General features: G+C 66.1%; 14 protein-coding genes and 1 riboswitch. Of the genes, 13 read left to right on the top strand and 1 reads right to left on the bottom strand.

The features are described from left to right. Positions 1-52 precede the first annotated feature (52 nt). Positions 53-2,491: a TonB-dependent siderophore receptor gene (locus tag RTH46_RS13100; protein WP_316905859.1), complete on the top strand. Its 2,439-nt coding sequence runs from the start codon at positions 53-55 to the stop codon at positions 2,489-2,491. Between the two features lie 6 nt (positions 2,492-2,497). Here RTH46_RS13100 and thpR read toward each other — a convergent pair whose 3' ends face one another. Continuing rightward, positions 2,498-3,043 carry an RNA 2',3'-cyclic phosphodiesterase gene (thpR, locus tag RTH46_RS13105; RefSeq protein WP_316905860.1) on the bottom strand — a complete coding sequence of 182 codons (546 nt, stop codon included), beginning with the start codon at positions 3,041-3,043 and terminating at the stop codon, positions 2,498-2,500. Between the two features lie 205 nt (positions 3,044-3,248). Here thpR and lpxO point away from each other — a divergent pair, with 205 nt between their 5' ends. The 12 genes from lpxO (at position 3,249) to RTH46_RS13165 (ending at position 16,525) form a co-directional block, all read left to right on the top strand. Beyond that, positions 3,249-4,148, top strand: coding sequence for a lipid A hydroxylase LpxO (lpxO, locus tag RTH46_RS13110; RefSeq protein WP_316905861.1), 900 nt, complete (start codon positions 3,249-3,251; stop codon positions 4,146-4,148). A 164-nt stretch (positions 4,149-4,312) separates the two neighbouring features. Beyond that, positions 4,313-4,657: a carboxymuconolactone decarboxylase family protein gene (locus tag RTH46_RS13115; RefSeq protein WP_153787378.1), complete on the top strand. Its 345-nt coding sequence runs from the start codon at positions 4,313-4,315 to the stop codon at positions 4,655-4,657. Between the two features lie 79 nt (positions 4,658-4,736). Beyond that, positions 4,737-5,306, top strand: a complete 570-nt coding sequence (locus RTH46_RS13120) for a GNAT family N-acetyltransferase (protein ID WP_153787377.1) — start codon at positions 4,737-4,739, stop codon at positions 5,304-5,306. A 129-nt stretch (positions 5,307-5,435) separates the two neighbouring features. Beyond that, a riboswitch (cobalamin riboswitch) is annotated at positions 5,436-5,642 on the top strand. A gap of 109 nt (positions 5,643-5,751) precedes the next feature. Further along, the gene (locus tag RTH46_RS13125) at positions 5,752-7,869 is read left to right on the top strand and encodes a TonB-dependent receptor (RefSeq protein WP_316905862.1); all 2,118 of its coding nucleotides are present in this window, start codon (positions 5,752-5,754) and stop codon (positions 7,867-7,869) included. A 145-nt stretch (positions 7,870-8,014) separates the two neighbouring features. After that, entirely contained in the window at positions 8,015-9,070 is a 1,056-nt protein-coding gene (locus tag RTH46_RS13130) for a GlxA family transcriptional regulator (protein WP_316905863.1), read from the top strand. A gap of 209 nt (positions 9,071-9,279) precedes the next feature. Continuing rightward, positions 9,280-10,485 (top strand): NAD(P)/FAD-dependent oxidoreductase, encoded by a 1,206-nt coding sequence (locus RTH46_RS13135; protein ID WP_316905864.1) that lies wholly within the window; start codon positions 9,280-9,282, stop codon positions 10,483-10,485. A gap of 198 nt (positions 10,486-10,683) precedes the next feature. After that, entirely contained in the window at positions 10,684-11,523 is an 840-nt protein-coding gene (gene yghU, locus RTH46_RS13140; protein WP_316905865.1) for a glutathione-dependent disulfide-bond oxidoreductase, read from the top strand. Between the two features lie 157 nt (positions 11,524-11,680). Continuing rightward, positions 11,681-12,256: a hypothetical protein gene (locus RTH46_RS13145; protein WP_153787392.1), complete on the top strand. Its 576-nt coding sequence runs from the start codon at positions 11,681-11,683 to the stop codon at positions 12,254-12,256. Positions 12,257-12,271: 15 nt separating this feature from the next. Next, positions 12,272-12,856 carry a hypothetical protein gene (locus RTH46_RS13150; RefSeq protein WP_153787372.1) on the top strand — a complete coding sequence of 195 codons (585 nt, stop codon included), beginning with the start codon at positions 12,272-12,274 and terminating at the stop codon, positions 12,854-12,856. 184 nt (positions 12,857-13,040) lie between these two features. Then, a complete protein-coding gene (locus RTH46_RS13155) occupies positions 13,041-14,744 on the top strand; it encodes an amidase (protein WP_153787371.1) in 1,704 nt (567 codons plus the stop codon). 156 nt (positions 14,745-14,900) lie between these two features. Next, positions 14,901-15,593: a transcriptional regulator gene (locus tag RTH46_RS13160; RefSeq protein ID WP_316905866.1), complete on the top strand. Its 693-nt coding sequence runs from the start codon at positions 14,901-14,903 to the stop codon at positions 15,591-15,593. A 14-nt stretch (positions 15,594-15,607) separates the two neighbouring features. Continuing rightward, positions 15,608-16,525, top strand: a complete 918-nt coding sequence (locus RTH46_RS13165; protein ID WP_316905867.1) for a pyridoxal-phosphate dependent enzyme — start codon at positions 15,608-15,610, stop codon at positions 16,523-16,525. Positions 16,526-16,577 lie beyond the last annotated feature (52 nt).

Consider the following 16,577-nt stretch of genomic DNA (forward strand, 5'->3'; position numbering starts at 1 on the left):
TTTCTCGTTGCACCTAACTCCTGACAGCCAACTTCAAACTCGGGAGAACACCGTGCACAACCTATGGCCCCGCGCCCTGCCCCTCGTCATCGCCCTGAGCAGCCTCAGCGGCTTTGCCCAAGCGCAGACCCAGTCGTTCAACCTGCCGGCGGCAGACCTGGCCGCCACGCTCAACCGCATTGCCAGCCAGAGCGGGCACATCATCGCCCTGGAACCCGGCCTGGTGCGCGGCAAGCAGGCCCCGGCCGTGGTCGGCGATATGAGCGCCGAGCAAGCCATGCAGGCCGCCCTGGCCGGTAGCGGCCTGCAGTTGCGGGTGACCTCCAGCGGCCACTTCAGCGTGGCGCCGGCCAGCCTGGGCGGCGACGTGATGGAGTTGGGCAGCACCAGCGTCACCGACAACTACCTGGACGCGACCAGCGAAGGCAGCGGCAGCTACGCCGCGCGTGCCGTCACCCTCGGCAAGGGCGTACACACGCTGAAGGAGATCCCGCAGTCGGTCACCGTCATCACCCGCAAACAGCTGGACGACCAGGGCATCACCGACCTGCAGGACGCCGTCAACCACACCACCGGCCTGGTCGGTGCCCAAGGGATCGGCCCGGGCATGGTCATCACCTCGCGCGGCTTCCAGATCGACGACTGGCAGTACGACGGGGTGCCGATCCAGCGCAACAACTACTCGCTGGGCAACTGGGCAACCCAGGACCTGGTGTTCTTCGACCGCGTGGAAATCCTGCGCGGCGCCTCCGGCCTGCTGCAAGGTACCGGCAGCCCAGGCGGCGCGATCAACCTGGTGCGCAAACGCGGCCAGGCCACCCCGACCGTCGCCCTGACCGGCAAAGCGGGCTCCTGGGATCACTACGGCCTGCAGCTGGACGCCGGCGGCCCGTTGACCAGTGATGGCCGGGTACGTGGGCGCATGGTGCTGGACGAAGACCAGAGCGACAGTTTCATCGATTACCAGTGGAGCAAGAACCACTCCCTGTATGGCGCCCTGGACATCGACCTGAACGATGCGACCACCGTGGGTGCCGGCATCAGCTACAGCCGCCAGCAGTCGCGCCCGATGCTGCGCGGCATCCCCCGCTATGCGACCGGCAAGGCGGTGGACCTGCCCCGCTCCACCTACACCGGTGCACGCTGGAGCCGCGCTGAGACCGACGTCACCACCTACTACCTCGACCTCGAGCACCGGTTCAACGACGACTGGACGTTCAAGACCGCCGCCGTGCGCATGGACGAGACCAACACCTCTACCCACCAGCGCGTACAGACCATCGAACAAGGCCTGGCCCCCGATGGCACGGGCGTCAGCTACGCCGACTGGATCACCGACTTCCACAACACCAAGCTCGGCCTGGACATGAACCTGGTCGGGCATTTCGATACCGGCTCGGTGGCCCACGAGGTAACCCTGGGTGGCAACTACGCCAAGCTGACGTCCGACGATGCCTATTGGCGCAACTTCGTTGACGATCCCGACGACAACATCTTCGCCATCGATCACAACCGCCCGGAACCTGACCGCGACAGCCTGCTCGCCGGCGACATGGGCCGCGCCAACCGCGCCAGCTACGACATCCGCCAGAAAGGCCTGTATGGCGCCTGGCGCGTCAAGCCAGTGGAAGACCTGACCCTGGTGCTGGGCGCGCGGGTCAGCTGGTTCGACTACCGCTGGGATTCGACCGACTTCAACGGCCCGAACGAGCCCGGCAACCAACACCCGACCAGCCGCATGACCGAAACCGGCCAGGTCACGCCCTATGCCGGCTTCGTTTACGACCTGACCCGTGAATGGGCCTGGTACGCCAGCTACACCGATGTATTCGTGCCGCAGACCGAGCGTGCCGTGGGCAACACGCCGCTCAAGCCGGTGGTGGGCAGCAACTACGAGACAGGCCTGAAGGGCGAACTGCTCGACGGCCGCGTCAATGCCTCGCTGGCCGTGTTCCGCTATGACCAGGAAAACCGTGCCGTCACCGACGTCGCCTCGGGCTTTGCCTGCGATGACTGGTACTGCTCGACCGCTGCCGGCAAGGTGCGCAGCCAGGGCGTCGAAGCCGAGGTCAGCGGCGAAGTGCTCAGCGGCCTGCAACTGTTCGCCGGCTATACCTACAACACCACCAAGTTCCTCGACGACCCGGACAACGAGGGCCGTGTGTTCAGTCAGTGGACCCCCAAGCACATGCTGCGCGCCTGGGCCGACTACACCCTGCCGCTGGACGGCCAGCGCTGGAGCACCGGGCTGGGCTTCACCAGCCAGAGCCACACCCTGGGTTACGAGCGCAACTATGAAGTGGCAGGCTACACGGTCTGGAGCGCACGCCTGGCCTACCAGCTGACACCCGAGGTGAACCTGGCGGTCAACGCCAACAACCTGTTCGACAAGAAGTACTGGGTAGCCGGTTTCAACCAGCTCAATGGCAGCAACAACTACGGCGAGCCACGCAACTTCATGTTCACGGTGAAATACACGCCGCAGTTCTGAGCCGCCTCAATCCGCCAGGGGCCACTCGGCCAGCGGCCAGTACTGGCCCTTGCGCGATTCGTACAAGGTGAAGCTGCACGCCGCGAGGAAGAACTCCGGCGCTTGCGCCGCCTCCGGCAGCGGCCCGCGAAAGTCCCGCGACAGCGTCAGGTGCGGCCGGTACTCGCGCACCTGCGCCTCGATACCCAGCGGCAGCACAGCCTGCTGCAGGGCGTAGACCAACTGGCGCAGGGCCGCTGGCGCCTGCTCGGGTTCGAGCACCAAGGCGCTAGCGCGCGGCCACACCTGCAAGCGGTCGAGCACCACCCGCAGCGGCGCATCCGAGCGCTGCAACGGCTCGACGGCGGCACACACCGCCGGCACCAGGGCCGCATCCACATCCCCCAGGAACAGCAAAGTCACATGGAAGTTGTCCGCCGGCACCGGCTTGCCGCTACGCAGATCCAGGCCACGGCGCCACTGGGCGATGGCGCGGCGCTGGCCATCAGTGACCGACAGGGCGAAGAACAAGCGCTTGAACGGTGCGCCGCTGGGGCGTGATTCCTGGACCATGGGGCGTTCCTTGTCAGAAGATCGGAGCATTCAAATGCACAAAATACATCGAAAAATCCAGTTGAATCGTTTGCGCAAGCTGTAGGCCATTACACCTAAGTCGCCCGGAATAAACGTAACAATAAGTACAAACCCTGACGATGTTTGTTTATGCTGGCGAGCTTATGCCATGGCGCATGGCCATTTTTTAGACAAGTAACCGTCCATGAAAATTGCACTCGTACTGATCTTCGTCCTCTCGATCGCCTATGTTCACCTGCGCGGTCGGGTTCGTCACAAGCTGACCCGCCAGTTGGGCGACCACTCCAGCTTCCTCGCCCCGGTCAACAGTTTCCTTTACCTGTTCTCCAGGCTCCCGGCCAAGCCCTACCTGCCGGTCGAGGCGTTCCCCGAGCTGCAACCGCTAAAGGACCACTGGCAGGAGATCCGTGCCGAGGCCCAGCAACTGCTGCATGCCGGCGAGATCAAGAAGTCCGATAACTACGACGACGTCGGTTTCAACTCGTTCTTCAAGACCGGCTGGAAGCGCTTCTACCTGAAGTGGTACGGCGAGAGCCACCCCTCGGCGATGACCCTGTGCCCGCGCACCACCGAGCTGCTGCAGGGCATCGGCACGGTCAAGGCGGCGATGTTCGCCACCCTGCCACCGGGCGCCAAACTGGTGCGCCACCGCGACCCCTACGCCGGTTCCTACCGCTACCACCTGGGCCTGGACACACCCAACGACGACGGCTGCTACATCGATGTCGACGGCGAGAAGTATTCGTGGCGCGACGGTGAGCCAGTGATGTTCGACGAGACCTACATCCACTACGCCGCCAACACCACCGAGCACAACCGCATCATCCTGTTCTGCGACGTCGAACGCCCGCTCAAGTACCGCTGGGCGAGTGCCTTCAACCGCTGGTTCAGCCGCAACGTCATGGCCGCTGCCGCCGCACCCAACGATGCCAATGACAAGACCGGCGGCATCAACCGCCTGTTCACCCGCATCTACAAGATCCGTGAGCGCGGCAAGGCGCTGAAGAAACGCAACCGCATGCGCTACTACCTGGAAAAGTGGGCAGTGGTCGCCGCACTGGTGCTGGTGTTCATCTACATCTGACCGGGCAGCGCCGTACGTACACCATCGCGGGGCAAGCCCGCTCCCACGCTTTACGTGGGAGCGGGCTTGCCCCGCGATGCTTTAAGCAGATGAAAGCACGCCCGCAAACCCCATCATCGACTAGCCTGAAAGCTCCCCCCGACCAACCTGACAAGGTGAAGACGATGAGCATGATGGACTGGGACGCCTACCGTAAGCAGTTGATGGCCGGCATCGGCGATCTCAAGCAACTGTCCCCCGATACCGTGGCCGGCTACATGACCGCCAGCGGCGCCGGGGCCAAGACCAATCACCTGGACGCCAAGACCCGCGAGCTGATCTCCCTGGCCGTGGCGGTGACCACCCGCTGTGACGGCTGCATCGCCGTGCATTCGCAGCAGGCGGTCAAGCAGGGCGCCACCCGCGAAGAGATCGCCGAGGCCCTCGGCGTGGCGGTGGCGATGAATGCCGGCGCCGCACTGGTGTACTCGGCCCGGGCCATGGATGCGGTCGGCAAAGCCGGCAACTAGCCCCTTCACGGCGCCAGCGCCCTTGCGCGCCGGCGCCGCGACACCCAGACTTGGCGGCCCAGCCCGCGCAGGAACCGCCATGATCCACATCCGCCCCATGACCCCGGAAGACTTCCCGCGCTTCTGGCCAACCTTCCAGGCCATCGTCCAGGCTCGCCAGACCTACGCCTTCGACCCCGCACTGAGTTACGAGCAGGCCCTGGCGCTGTGGCTTGAAGCACCGCTGCGTACCCTGGTGGCCGAAGAAGACGGCGAGCTGCTCGGCTCCTATTTCCTCAAGGCCAATGCCGCCGGCCCCGGCGCGCATGTCGGCAACTGCGGCTATATGGTCTGCGAGAACGCCCGCGGCCGCGGCGTAGCGCGGCTGATGTGCGAACACTCGCAGAAGCTGGCACGCCAGGAAGGCTTGCTCGCCCTGCAGTTCAATTCGGTGGTGGCGACCAACGAGGTGGCCGTGGCGCTGTGGCACAAGCTCGGTTTCGAGACCGTCGGGCGCCTGCCCCGGGCCTTCCGACACGCACAGCTGGGGCTGGTGGACTGCCTGGTGATGTACAAGTGGCTGGCCGATGAGCCCGTCGTGGAAAAGCCGCCACTGCTGATCGGCCGCAAGAATATCGAAGCTCGGGTGTCGCGCCGGCGCGGTCGCTGAAGCATGGATTGGCTGCGCCCCCATCGCCGGCAAGCCGGCGATGAGGCCCGCACGCTAAGCACCCAACCCCTTGACCTACCTCATATTTCCATTTGTTCCAAAACTTGACTGACTCCCCGCGCAATGGTCATATGCGCGCCAGTTTCAGGTGCCCTACGCCGCCGTGCGCAGGGTGAAACGGGAAGCCGGTGCGTCGCCCCATGCGACAAGTCCGGCGCTGCCCCCGCAACGGTAAGCGAGCGAACCCTTCGACACACCACTGTGCGCCAGCATGGGAAGGTGAAGGCTTCACGACCCTCGCAAGCCCGGAGACCGGCCTGAGGCTCCACTTGGCAACCCGCGGTGGGCGGGCGCAGGCCGGTATCCGTGCGCGCGCCTGCGTGCGCGGTTCGCCTTTTGCGTGTTTTCCACCGGGATCCATTCCTTCCTGCAGCAGTGGAACGACATGTCCCGTATCAGCAAGCGTTACTCCCTGGCGGCCTGCCTGGCCGTCGCCCTGCCGGCCCAGGCCGAACAGCAGAGCACCCTCACCCTGCCCTCCACGGCCATCACCGACAGCCGCGATGCGCAAACCCTCGACCTGGCCACCCCGACCCAGGCCGGCTCACGCCTGAACCTCAGCGCCCTGGACACCCCCGCCAGCACCAGCACCCTGGGCGAAGCGCAGATCCAGCAGCGCAACAACCTCAGCGTGCAGGACGCCGTGACCCGCTCGCCGGGCATCACCTTCATCGGCACCCCCGGCGACGGCGGCACCGGCCTGTCGGCGCGCGGCTTCAGCGGGCAGAACTCGGTGATGACCCTGTTCGACGGCGCACGCCTTTACACCGGCGCCGGCACCCAGACCTTCCCGGTCGACCCATGGATGGTCGAGCGCATCGACGTCATCCGCGGCCCGGCCTCGGTGCTGTACGGCGAAGGCGCCACGGGCGCGGTGGTCAACGTGATCCCGAAAAAGCCCTTCGCCGGCGAGATCAGCAACCACCTGCGCCTGGGCTACGGCTCCTGGGACCGTCAGCAACTGGGCCTGGACAGCGGCGGCAGCCTGAGCGAGCGCCTGAGCTACCGCGTCACCCTCAACCAGCAGGCCGGCAACGGCTACATCGACCGCACCGACTCGCGCAGCCTGGCCCTGAGCGCCGCGCTGCGCTTCGATGCCAACGACGACCTCAGCTTCACCCTCGCCCACGAACGCGGCGATGCGCAACCGGCCAACTACTACGGCACACCGCTGATCGACGGCCATCTGCGCAGCAGCCTGGCCAAGAAGAACTACAACGTCAGCAACGACGTGCAGCGCTATCACGATGAGTGGACACGCTTCACCACCGACTGGGCCATCAACGACAGCGTCTCGGCCAGCAACCAGCTCTACTACATCAAAAGCCGCCGCCACTGGCGCAACGCCGAGCAATACGCCTGGGACGCCGACAACGGGATGGTCCAGCGCGGCAGCTTCCTCGAGATCAAGCACAATCAGGAGCAGATCGGCGACCGCCAGACGTTCACCTTCGACCACTCTCTGTTCGGCCTGGCCAGCAAGACCGTGGTCGGTGCCGAGTACAACCGCATCCGCTTCAACATCGACAGCAACTGGCCCTACGACGACGGCAGCACAGACCCGCTCGACCCTTGGCAGCCCGCGCCCGGTGCCTTCCACAGCGCCAGCCCGACCCAGCCGCAGTCGCTGTCGAAAACCAGCACCTTCGCCCTGTTCGCCGAAAACCGTACCCAGCTTACCGAGCGCCTGGCCCTGGTCACCGGCATCCGTCGCGACCAGAACCACATCGACCGCAGCAACCTGCAGGGCGATACCCGCGGCGACCGCAGCCTGCAGGGCGGCAACTGGCGCGCCGGGCTGGTGTTCGCCGTCACCGACGACCTGTCGTTGTACGGCCAGTACTCCACCAGCGAAGACGGCGTCGGCGACCTGATCACCCTGCGTCCCGAGCAGCGCCTGGACCTGACCGAAGCCAGGCAGACCGAGCTGGGCCTCAAGCAGCGCTTCTGGGAAGGCCGTGGCGAATGGACCCTGGCGGCCTATCACATCGTCAAGAACAAGCTGCTGGTCAGTGACCCGGTCACCCACACCAAGCAGCAGGCCGGCCAGCAGACCTCCGATGGCCTGGAGGCCAGTCTGGAACTGGCGCTGGGCAACCAGTGGCAGTTGTCGGCCAATGCGGCGCTGGTCCGGGCGAAGTACGACGAATTCGACGAAGTGAGCGGCGGCATCGCCTACGACCGCTCGGGCAACCGCCCCACCGATGTGCCACGGCGCACTGCCAACCTGTGGCTGAGCAAAGGCTTCGGCCAGGCAGTCGATGCCGGCATCGGCCTGCGCTACGTCGACCAGCGCTACGCCACCACCGCCAATGACCAGCACGTGCCGGGCTACACAGTGGTCGATGGCAACATCGGCTGGCAGGTATTGCCGGACGTGCGCCTGGGGCTGCAGGTGAACAACCTGTTCGACCGTGAATACGCGATGTCGGCCTACAGCGGCGAGCAGTGGCTGCTGGGCGCGCCGCGTTCGTACTTCGCCACGGTCGATTACCGCTTCTGAGCCAAGGGCCTCATCGCGGGGCAAGCCCGCTCCCACGGACGCAATCCCGTGGGAGCGGGCTTGCCCCGCGATGAGGCCGCCGGTGCTTGTACATCACCGCGCGAACTGGTCGACTAGGGCAAGCCTTTCGCCCAGGCAGCACGCCATGACCGACATCCCGCAAATCCCCGACCCGCCCGTGCATGCGCTCGACCAGCCGCGCACCCTGCTGTTCCTCGCCTATCCACAAATGGGCCTGCTCGACCTGACGGGCGCCCAGACGGTGTTCTGGGCCGCCACCAAGGCCCGCGCCGAACGCGGCTTGCCCGGCTACCGGGTGGTCACCGCCAGCCTCACCGGTGGCCTGGTGCCCACCGCCGAAGGGCTGGCGGTCGGTACCGAGCCTTTGCAGCCCTGGTTGCAGGAACCCGTAGACACACTGGTGGTGCCGGGCGCCCCGGAAATCGTCCGCACCCTCCCCGAACACGGCGAACTGGTCGGCTGGCTGCGCCTGGTCGCCGCCCGCGCCCGGCGCACCGCCTCGGTGTGCAGCGGCACCTTCCTGCTGGCCGCCGCCGGCCTGCTCGACGGCCGCCGGGCGGCGACCCACTGGGCCATGTGCGACGCCCTGCACCAGCGCTTCCCGGCCATCGAGGTGGATGCCGAATCGATCTTCGTGCAACAGGACCAGGTGTGGACCAGCGCCGGGGTGAGCGCCGGCATCGACCTGGCCCTGGCCCTGGTCGAAGCCGATTGCGGCCGCGAGGTGGCCATGCAGGTGGCGCGCGAGCTGGTGGTATTCCTCAAGCGCCCCGGCGGGCAGGCGCAATTCAGCGAGTTGCTCAAGGCCCAGGGCGAGGACAGCGCCGCCTTCGACGCCCTGCACCTGTGGCTCAACGACCACCTGGGCGACCCGCGCCTGAGTGTCGAACGCCTGGCCGAGCAGGCGCGCATGAGCCTGCGCAACTTCACCCGGGTGTACAAGCAGAAGACCGGTCGCACCCCGGCCAAGGCCATCGAACTGTTCCGCCTGGAAGCCGCTCGCCGCCTGCTGGAGAACTCCACCCAGCACATCGAGCAGATTGCCCGTCAGTGCGGCTTTGGCAACGAGGAACGCATGCGCCTGGCGTTCCAGCGTCACCTGGCGGTCACCCCGCGCGACTACCGCTCGCGCTTCGCCCGCAGTGTGCCGCTGGCCGAAATCCAGGGTTCTTTGGCCTAGGGCGCAACGCCGGCCACGCTTAGCATCCTTGCTGCGACAAACACCCCCATCGCGGGGCAAGCCCGCTSYGGGAGCGGGCTTGCCCCGCGATGGGCCACAGGTCGGACCACGCCCCACCCGGCGGCACAAGGCGTACCCTTTTCCCACTGCAGTGCCCGAACCGACAATTCCAACTATCCGCGGTATTCGGAACATCCAGGAGCACCCTCATGAAACAGATCCTGATCATTGGCGCAGGCTTCGCCGGGCTGTGGAGCGCCCTGGGCGCCGCGCGCCGACTTGACCTGCACGGGCGCGACGACGTCGCCATCACCGTGCTCGCCCCCCAGGCCGAACTGCATGTGCGCCCGCGCTTCTACGAACCCGAGGTGCACACCATGGCCGCGCCGCTGCAGGAGCTGTTCGATACGGTCAATGTGCGCTTCGTCAAAGGCAGCGCCAGCCGCATCGACGAAAAGAACCGTGAAGTGGCCTACCGCGCGCCCGGCGGCATCGAGTCGAAACTGAGCTACGACCGCCTGATCATGGCGTGTGGCAGCCTGCTCAACCGACCCGACATGGCCGGTATCGAGCATGCCTTCGATGTCGACAAGATCGACTCGGCATCGCGCCTTGAAGAACACCTCAAATCCCTCGCCGGCCGGCCCGACAGCCCGGCACGCAATACCGTGGTGGTGGCCGGCGGCGGCTTCACCGGTATCGAGACCGCCACCGAACTGCCGTCGCGCCTGCACAAGATCCTGGGTGATCGGGTGACACCACGGGTGATCGTGGTCGACCGCGGTGCGAAAATCGGCGCCGCATTGGGTGACGGTATCCGCCCGGCCATCGAGCAGGCCAGCGAGCACCTGGGCATCGAATGGATCTGCGGCGCCACGGTGGCCTCGGTGGATGCCAATGGCGTGGTGCTCGACAACGGCCAGCGCATCGACGCCAGCACGGTGATCTGGACCGTCGGGTTCAAGGCCAACCCGCTCACCGAACAGATCAGCGGTGAACGCGACCGCCAGGGCCGCCTGCACGTCGACGGCAACCTCAAGGTCATTGGCAATGACGCGGTGTACGCCGCAGGCGACGTGGCCTACGCCGCGTGCGACGAGGTCGGCAACCATGCGGTGATGTCCTGCCAGCACGCCATCCCGCTGGGCCGCTACGCCGGCAACAACGCCGCCGCCGAACTGATCGGCGTGGCGCCGATGACCTACAGCCAACCCAAGTACGTCACCTGCCTGGACCTCGGCGCCTGGGGCGCGGTGTACACCGAAGGCTGGGAGCGCACGGTGTCGCCGCCGACCGACAAGGCCGAGGCCAAGGTGCTCAAGCACCAGATCAACTCGATCTGGATCTACCCACCGGCTGCCAATGATCGCGCAGCGGCGCTGGCGGCGGCTGATCCGCTGATCCCGGTGGCCTGATACACCCGCATCGCGGGGCAAGCCCGCTCCCACGCCGGACCTCATTGCATGGGGTCGCGTGGGAGCGGGCTTGCCCCGCGATAAGCCCTCCAACGTCAAACTCTCAGCTTTGATATCAGCTATGCATCCAATGCATTTGCCCCTCGCGCCGAACCCATGGCATAGATGCTCCATCACGCCTTCCAGGAGTTTCCGCGCATGAGCAAGCCCCCCTACGTCCCGCCTCAGGTCTGGACCCACGAAGCACCTTCCGGCGGCCAGTTCGCCAGCATCAACCGCCCGGTCGCCGGGCCGACCCACGATAAAGAACTGCCCGTGGGCAAGCACCCGCTGCAGCTCTACTCCCTGGCCACCCCCAATGGCGTCAAGGTGACCATCCTGCTCGAAGAACTGCTGGCCCTGGGGCATGCCGGGGCCGAATACGACGCCTGGCTGATCCGCATCGGCGAAGGCGACCAGTTCGGCAGTGGCTTCGTCGGGGTCAACCCGAACTCGAAGATCCCCGCCCTGCTCGACCACAGCGTCGAACCGCCGGTGCGGGTGTTCGAGTCCGGCTCGATCCTGCTGTACCTGGCAGAAAAATTCGGCGCCCTGCTGCCCAAGGACCCGGCCAGCCGCACCGAAAGCCTGAACTGGCTGTTCTGGCAGATGGGCTCGGCACCCTACCTGGGCGGTGGTTTCGGCCACTTCTATGTGTATGCACCGGAAAAGTTCGAATACGCCATCAACCGCTTCACCATGGAAGCCAAGCGCCAACTCGACGTGCTCGACCGCCGCCTGGCCGAAAGCAGCTACCTGGGTGGCGATGAATACAGCATCGCCGACATCGCCGTATGGCCGTGGTATGGCCAGCTGGTACGCGGCAACCTGTATGGCGCCGCGGAGTTTCTTGCGGTACACGAATACCCCAACGTGCAACGCTGGGCCGAGGCCATCGCGCAACGCCCGGCAGTACAGCGCGGTACCCGGGTGAACCGGACCTGGGGCGATGAAGCCAGCCAGGTGCCCGAGCGCCACTCGGCAGCCGATCTGGGCTGATCACGAAGGGTCGCTCAGCCATGCTGGGTGGCCCTTACGAAATAGTGGCACTTTGCCCTAAAGTTCCACTCCCCCCAGCCGTAATCCTTGATCTGCCTCCCTCGAACAAGGACACACCGGCTTGAAGCAACTTCTTAAAAGCACCGCCCTCGTGGCCATGCTGTCGATGAGCGGCTGCGTGTCCTTTCAGGTCACCGGCCCCATCAACGCCCCAGTCCATCCCGCCGCCGTCACCAGCCCGCGCACCGCGCAGGTCGCCGATGTCACGGTGTCCGCCCCCGGCCTCGACCAGGCTACCCGCGAGGCCATCAGCCGCTCGCTGACCAAAGACCTCGACCGCTACGTGGACAAGGCCGGCTATTTCAAGTCGGTCAGCGAGTACCCCACCCGCCTGGGCGAACAGGACGTGGTGCTGAAGTTCGACATGACTTCGCTCAAGGGCCGTCGCGCGCCGCACCCAGGCTATTTCCCCGGTGCACTGCTGACCCTGACCCTGTGGATCTGGGTCAACGGCCCGATCTATGTCGACAGTTTCGACCTGGCCGGCGACCTGGTGATCGTCGACCGCGACGGCGTCGAGCTGGCCCGTACCAAGGACCAGATCACCTTCAAGCACAACGTCGGCCTGTACGGCGGCGACTACTGGGCACCGACCATCATGGGCGGCAAGCAGTTGTCGCTGCTGGTCGGCGAGCTGCTGGACACCGCCACCGTGCAATTGGCCAAACGTTAAATCAGGAAGCGATACATGAACATGCTTAAACAAGGATTGCTGCTCGGCGCATTGCTGCTCGGCGGCTGCGTTTCCTATTCCACCGGCGATCTGGCCCCGGTCGGCACCTGGCCACCTGCAGCCAGCAGCGAAGCGGCCAAGCCCAGCGCCTACCTGCGCACCACCGCGCTGTACCAGGTCAACGACAACCCGGCCGCTGCCGCCGCGGGTGCCCAGGCGCAAATGTGGGAAAAGGCCATCAGCGAGACCTACCAGGAATCCGGCCGCTTCACCCAGGTCAGCACGCGCAAAGTCGAATCGGACCTGTACGCCGAAGCGACCCTGACCAACCATGAGCAGTTCGTCATGGCCTCGGCGTTCATCACTGGCTTCACCTTCTTCATCATTCCGTCCACAGCGAAGAACACCTTCACCCTGCAGACCGTGTTCAAGGACAAGGAAGGCAAGGAAGTCGGGCGTATCAGCAAGAGCGAGTCGGTGCGCACCTGGATGCAACTGGTGCTGATCGTCGGCCTGCCGTTCCAGGCCGACACCCGCGACGTGGTCCGTGAACTGGCGCGCAGCACCCTGGACGAAGCGGTACAGCGCAAGCTGCTGTAATCGACCAAGGACCTGAGGTGAACCTTTCGCCAGCCTTGCCGGCGAATGGCGCCAGCGCAATGCCCACGCCCAACACAATGCTGTGACGCAACGAAGCATTTCCCCACTGCATGCCTGCTCCGGCAAAGCCTTCTTGCTACACTCGCCGCCATGATTTTTCCACCTGCACAACTGTGGTGACAGCATGATCGAGGTAACCGAGGTTTCCATTGCCGAGCTGCGCGACGCGCTCGAGTCTGGCCGCACGACTGCGGTCGAGCTGGTCAAGGCCTACCTGGCGCGCATCGACGCCTATGACGGCAAGGACACCGCCACCGCACTCAACGCCGTGGTGGTGCGCAACCCTGAAGCGCTGAAAGAGGCCGAGGCCTCCGACGCCCGCCGGGCCCGTGGCGAAGTCCTCGGGCCGCTGGACGGCATCCCCTACACCGCCAAGGACAGCTACCTGGTCAAAGGCCTGACCGCCGCCTCCGGCAGCCCTGCGTTCAAGGACCTGGTCGCCCAGCGCGATGCCTTCACCGTCGAGCGCCTGCGCGCCGGCGGCGCCATCTGCCTGGGCAAGACCAACATGCCACCAATGGCCAACGGCGGCATGCAGCGCGGTGTGTATGGCCGCGCCGAAAGCCCGTACAACGCCGCCTACCTGACCGCGCCGTTCGCCTCCGGCTCGTCCAACGGCGCTGGCACCGCCACCGCCGCCAGCTACAGCGCCTTCGGCCTGGCCGAAGAAACCTGGTCCAGCGGCCGTGGCCCTGCCTCGAACAATGGCCTGTGCGCCTACACCCCGTCGCGCGGGGTGATCTCGGTGCGCGGCAACTGGCCGCTGACCCCGACCATGGATGTGGTCGTGCCTTACGCCCGCACCATGGCCGACCTGCTGGAAATCCTCGACGTGGTAGTGGCCGACGACGCCGACAAGCGCGGCGACCTGTGGCGCCTGCAGCCGTGGGTGCCGATCCCCGCCGCCTCCAGCGTGCGCCCGGCCTCCTACCTGGCACTGGCTGCCGATGCGGCTTCGCTCAAGGGCAAGCGCTTCGCCGTGCCGCGCATGTACATCAACGCCGACGCCGAAGCCGGCACGTCCGAGAAGCCGGGCATCGGCGGCCCAACCGGCCAACGTATCAACACCCGCGCCAGCGTGATCGAGCTGTGGCAGCAGGCACGCCAGGCCCTGGAAGCGGCCGGTGCCGAAGTGGTCGAAACCGACTTCCCGCTGGTGTCCAATTGCGAGGGCGATCGCCCCGGCGCACCGACCGTGTACAACCGCGGCATCGTCAGCAAGGAATTCCTCCATGACGAGCTGTGGGAGCTGTCCGGCTGGGCCTTCGACGATTTCCTGCGGGCAAACGACGATCCCAAGCTCAACCGCCTGGCCGACGTCGACGGCCCGCAGATCTTCCCCCACGACCCGGGCACCCTGCCCAACCGCGAGGATGACCTGGCCGCTGGCATGGACGAGTACGTCAACATGGCCAAGCGCGGCCTGAAGACCTGGGACCAGATCGCCACCGTGCCGGACGGCCTGCGCGGCCTGGAACAGACCCGCAAGCAGGACCTGGAAGACTGGATGGACGCCCAGGGCCTGGACGCGGTGCTGTTCCCCACCGTGGCCGATGTCGGCCCGGCCGATGCCGATGTGAACCCTGCCTCGGCGGACATCGCCTGGAGCAACGGTATCTGGGTGGCCAACGGCAACCTGGCGATCCGTCACCTGGGTGTGCCGACCGTGACCGTGCCCATGGGCGTGATGGCCGATATCGGCATGCCAGTGGGGCTGACCTTCGCCGGCAAGGCCTACAGTGACAACAATCTGTTGAAATTTGCCGCTGCCTTCGAGGCGACCGGCTCGCGCCGCATGATCCCGCCGCGTACGCCAAAGCTGGGCTGATCGAAGGATCATCGCGGGGCAAGCCCGCTCCCACGTCACCCCCATGCAATGTGGTCTGACGTGGGAGCGGGCTTGCCCCGCGATGCTTTCTACCCGCTGGAATATTTCAACAAGGCATGCAAAAATCAACTAACTGTTGATTAATGCGATGCCACCATGACGCCTCCCCAAGAGCGCCAGCTCACCCTCACCGTACTCAAGGCCGCCCTCCAGGCCCTGGGCAGTGTTGTCCCGCGCAACGTCGAAATCCTCCTGCACGACCTCGACCACCCCGAACACTCGGTGGTGGCCATCGTCAACGGCCAGCTTTCCGGGCGCCAGGTCGGCAGCCCGATCCTCGCCGCCCCCGAACAGGACCAGGGCTTCAAGGCTTTGATGCAGACCGCCAATGGCCAGCCAGGCTGCACGCCTGTGGTACTGTCCGACTACCCCACCACACTCAAAGGCCGCCACCTGCGCAGCGCCACGGCAATCTTCCGCGACAGCGGCGGGCATCCGTTTGCCAGCCTGTGCGTGAACACCGATGTCACCGGCCTCGATTCCGCCATGGCCTTCCTTCAGCACTTCCAGCCACTGGCTGCCACGCCCGCCCCGGCCGTGAGCAGCGAGCCCGCCGACATGGCCGTGCTGATGGCCGAGATCATCCATGACTCGCTGCAACGCAGCGGCCAGGGCCGGATGAACAAACAGGCCAAGGTCGAGGCGGTGCGGGTGATGCAGGAGCGCGGGTTGTTCATCGTCAAGGGCGGTGTGGAGAAGGCCGCCGAGGCCCTCGGCGTGACCCGCTACACCATCTACAACTACCTGGAGCAGCTGCGCGGCGAGCACGCGCCGGCTGCCCGCGACTGAAACCCGGAGTTCCCATGCCACTGCACATCCAAACCCCGCTGATCGAATCCCGCCCCCTGTCGCAACGTGCCGGCCGCCCGGTGTGGCTCAAGCTCGAGGCCCTGCAACCCTGCGGCTCGTTCAAGCTGCGCGGGGTCGGCCATGCCTGTGAAATACACCAGGCCCGTGGCGCGCAGCATTTCGTCTCGTCGTCGGGCGGCAACGCCGGGCTGGCGGTGGCCTATGCCGGGCGCAAGCTGGGGGTGCCGGTGACTGTGGTGGTACCCGAAACCACCACCGAACGGGCCAAGGAGCTGTTGCTCCTCGAGGACGCCAAGGTCGTGGTGCACGGCAGCTCGTGGCAGGAGGCCAACGCCCATGCCCAGACCCTGCTGGGGCCGGACGATGCCTTCATCCACCCGTTCGACGACCCACTGCTGTGGACCGGCCATGCCAGCATGATCGACGAAGTGGCGGCGACAGGCTTCAAGCCCGATGCCGTGGTGCTCTCGGTCGGCGGCGGCGGGTTGCTCAGCGGTGTGGTCGAGGGCCTGCAACGCAATGGCTGGCACGACGTGCCGGTGCTGGCGGTGGAGACCGAGGGCGCGGCGTCGCTGCACGCGGCCATGGCTGCCGGGCATACCGTGGAGCTGCCCGGTATCCAATCGGTGGCCACCTCGCTGGGGGCCAAGCGGGTGGCCGAGCAGGCGCTGGCCTGCAGCCGTACCCACAGCGTGCATAGCCATCTGGTCAGCGACCGCGAAGCGCTGCAAGCCTGCGAAAGGCTGCTGCACGATCACCGGGTGCTGGTCGAACCGGCATGCGGTGCGGCGCTGGCGTTGCTGCAGCGACCTGAGGTGTTCCAGGCCTATGGCAATGTGCTGGTCATCGTCTGCGGTGGCGCGACCGCCACACTGGAGCAGATCCGCGCCTGGCTGGGCCAGGTGGCGTAGGCCCTGTTCGCGGGTACAAGCTGTTGGCAGGCTAACCGACTATCGCTATATA

The sequence above is a fragment of the Pseudomonas sp. zfem004 genome (assembly GCF_032621715.1).
Lineage (GTDB): Bacteria > Pseudomonadota > Gammaproteobacteria > Pseudomonadales > Pseudomonadaceae > Aquipseudomonas > Aquipseudomonas sichuanensis.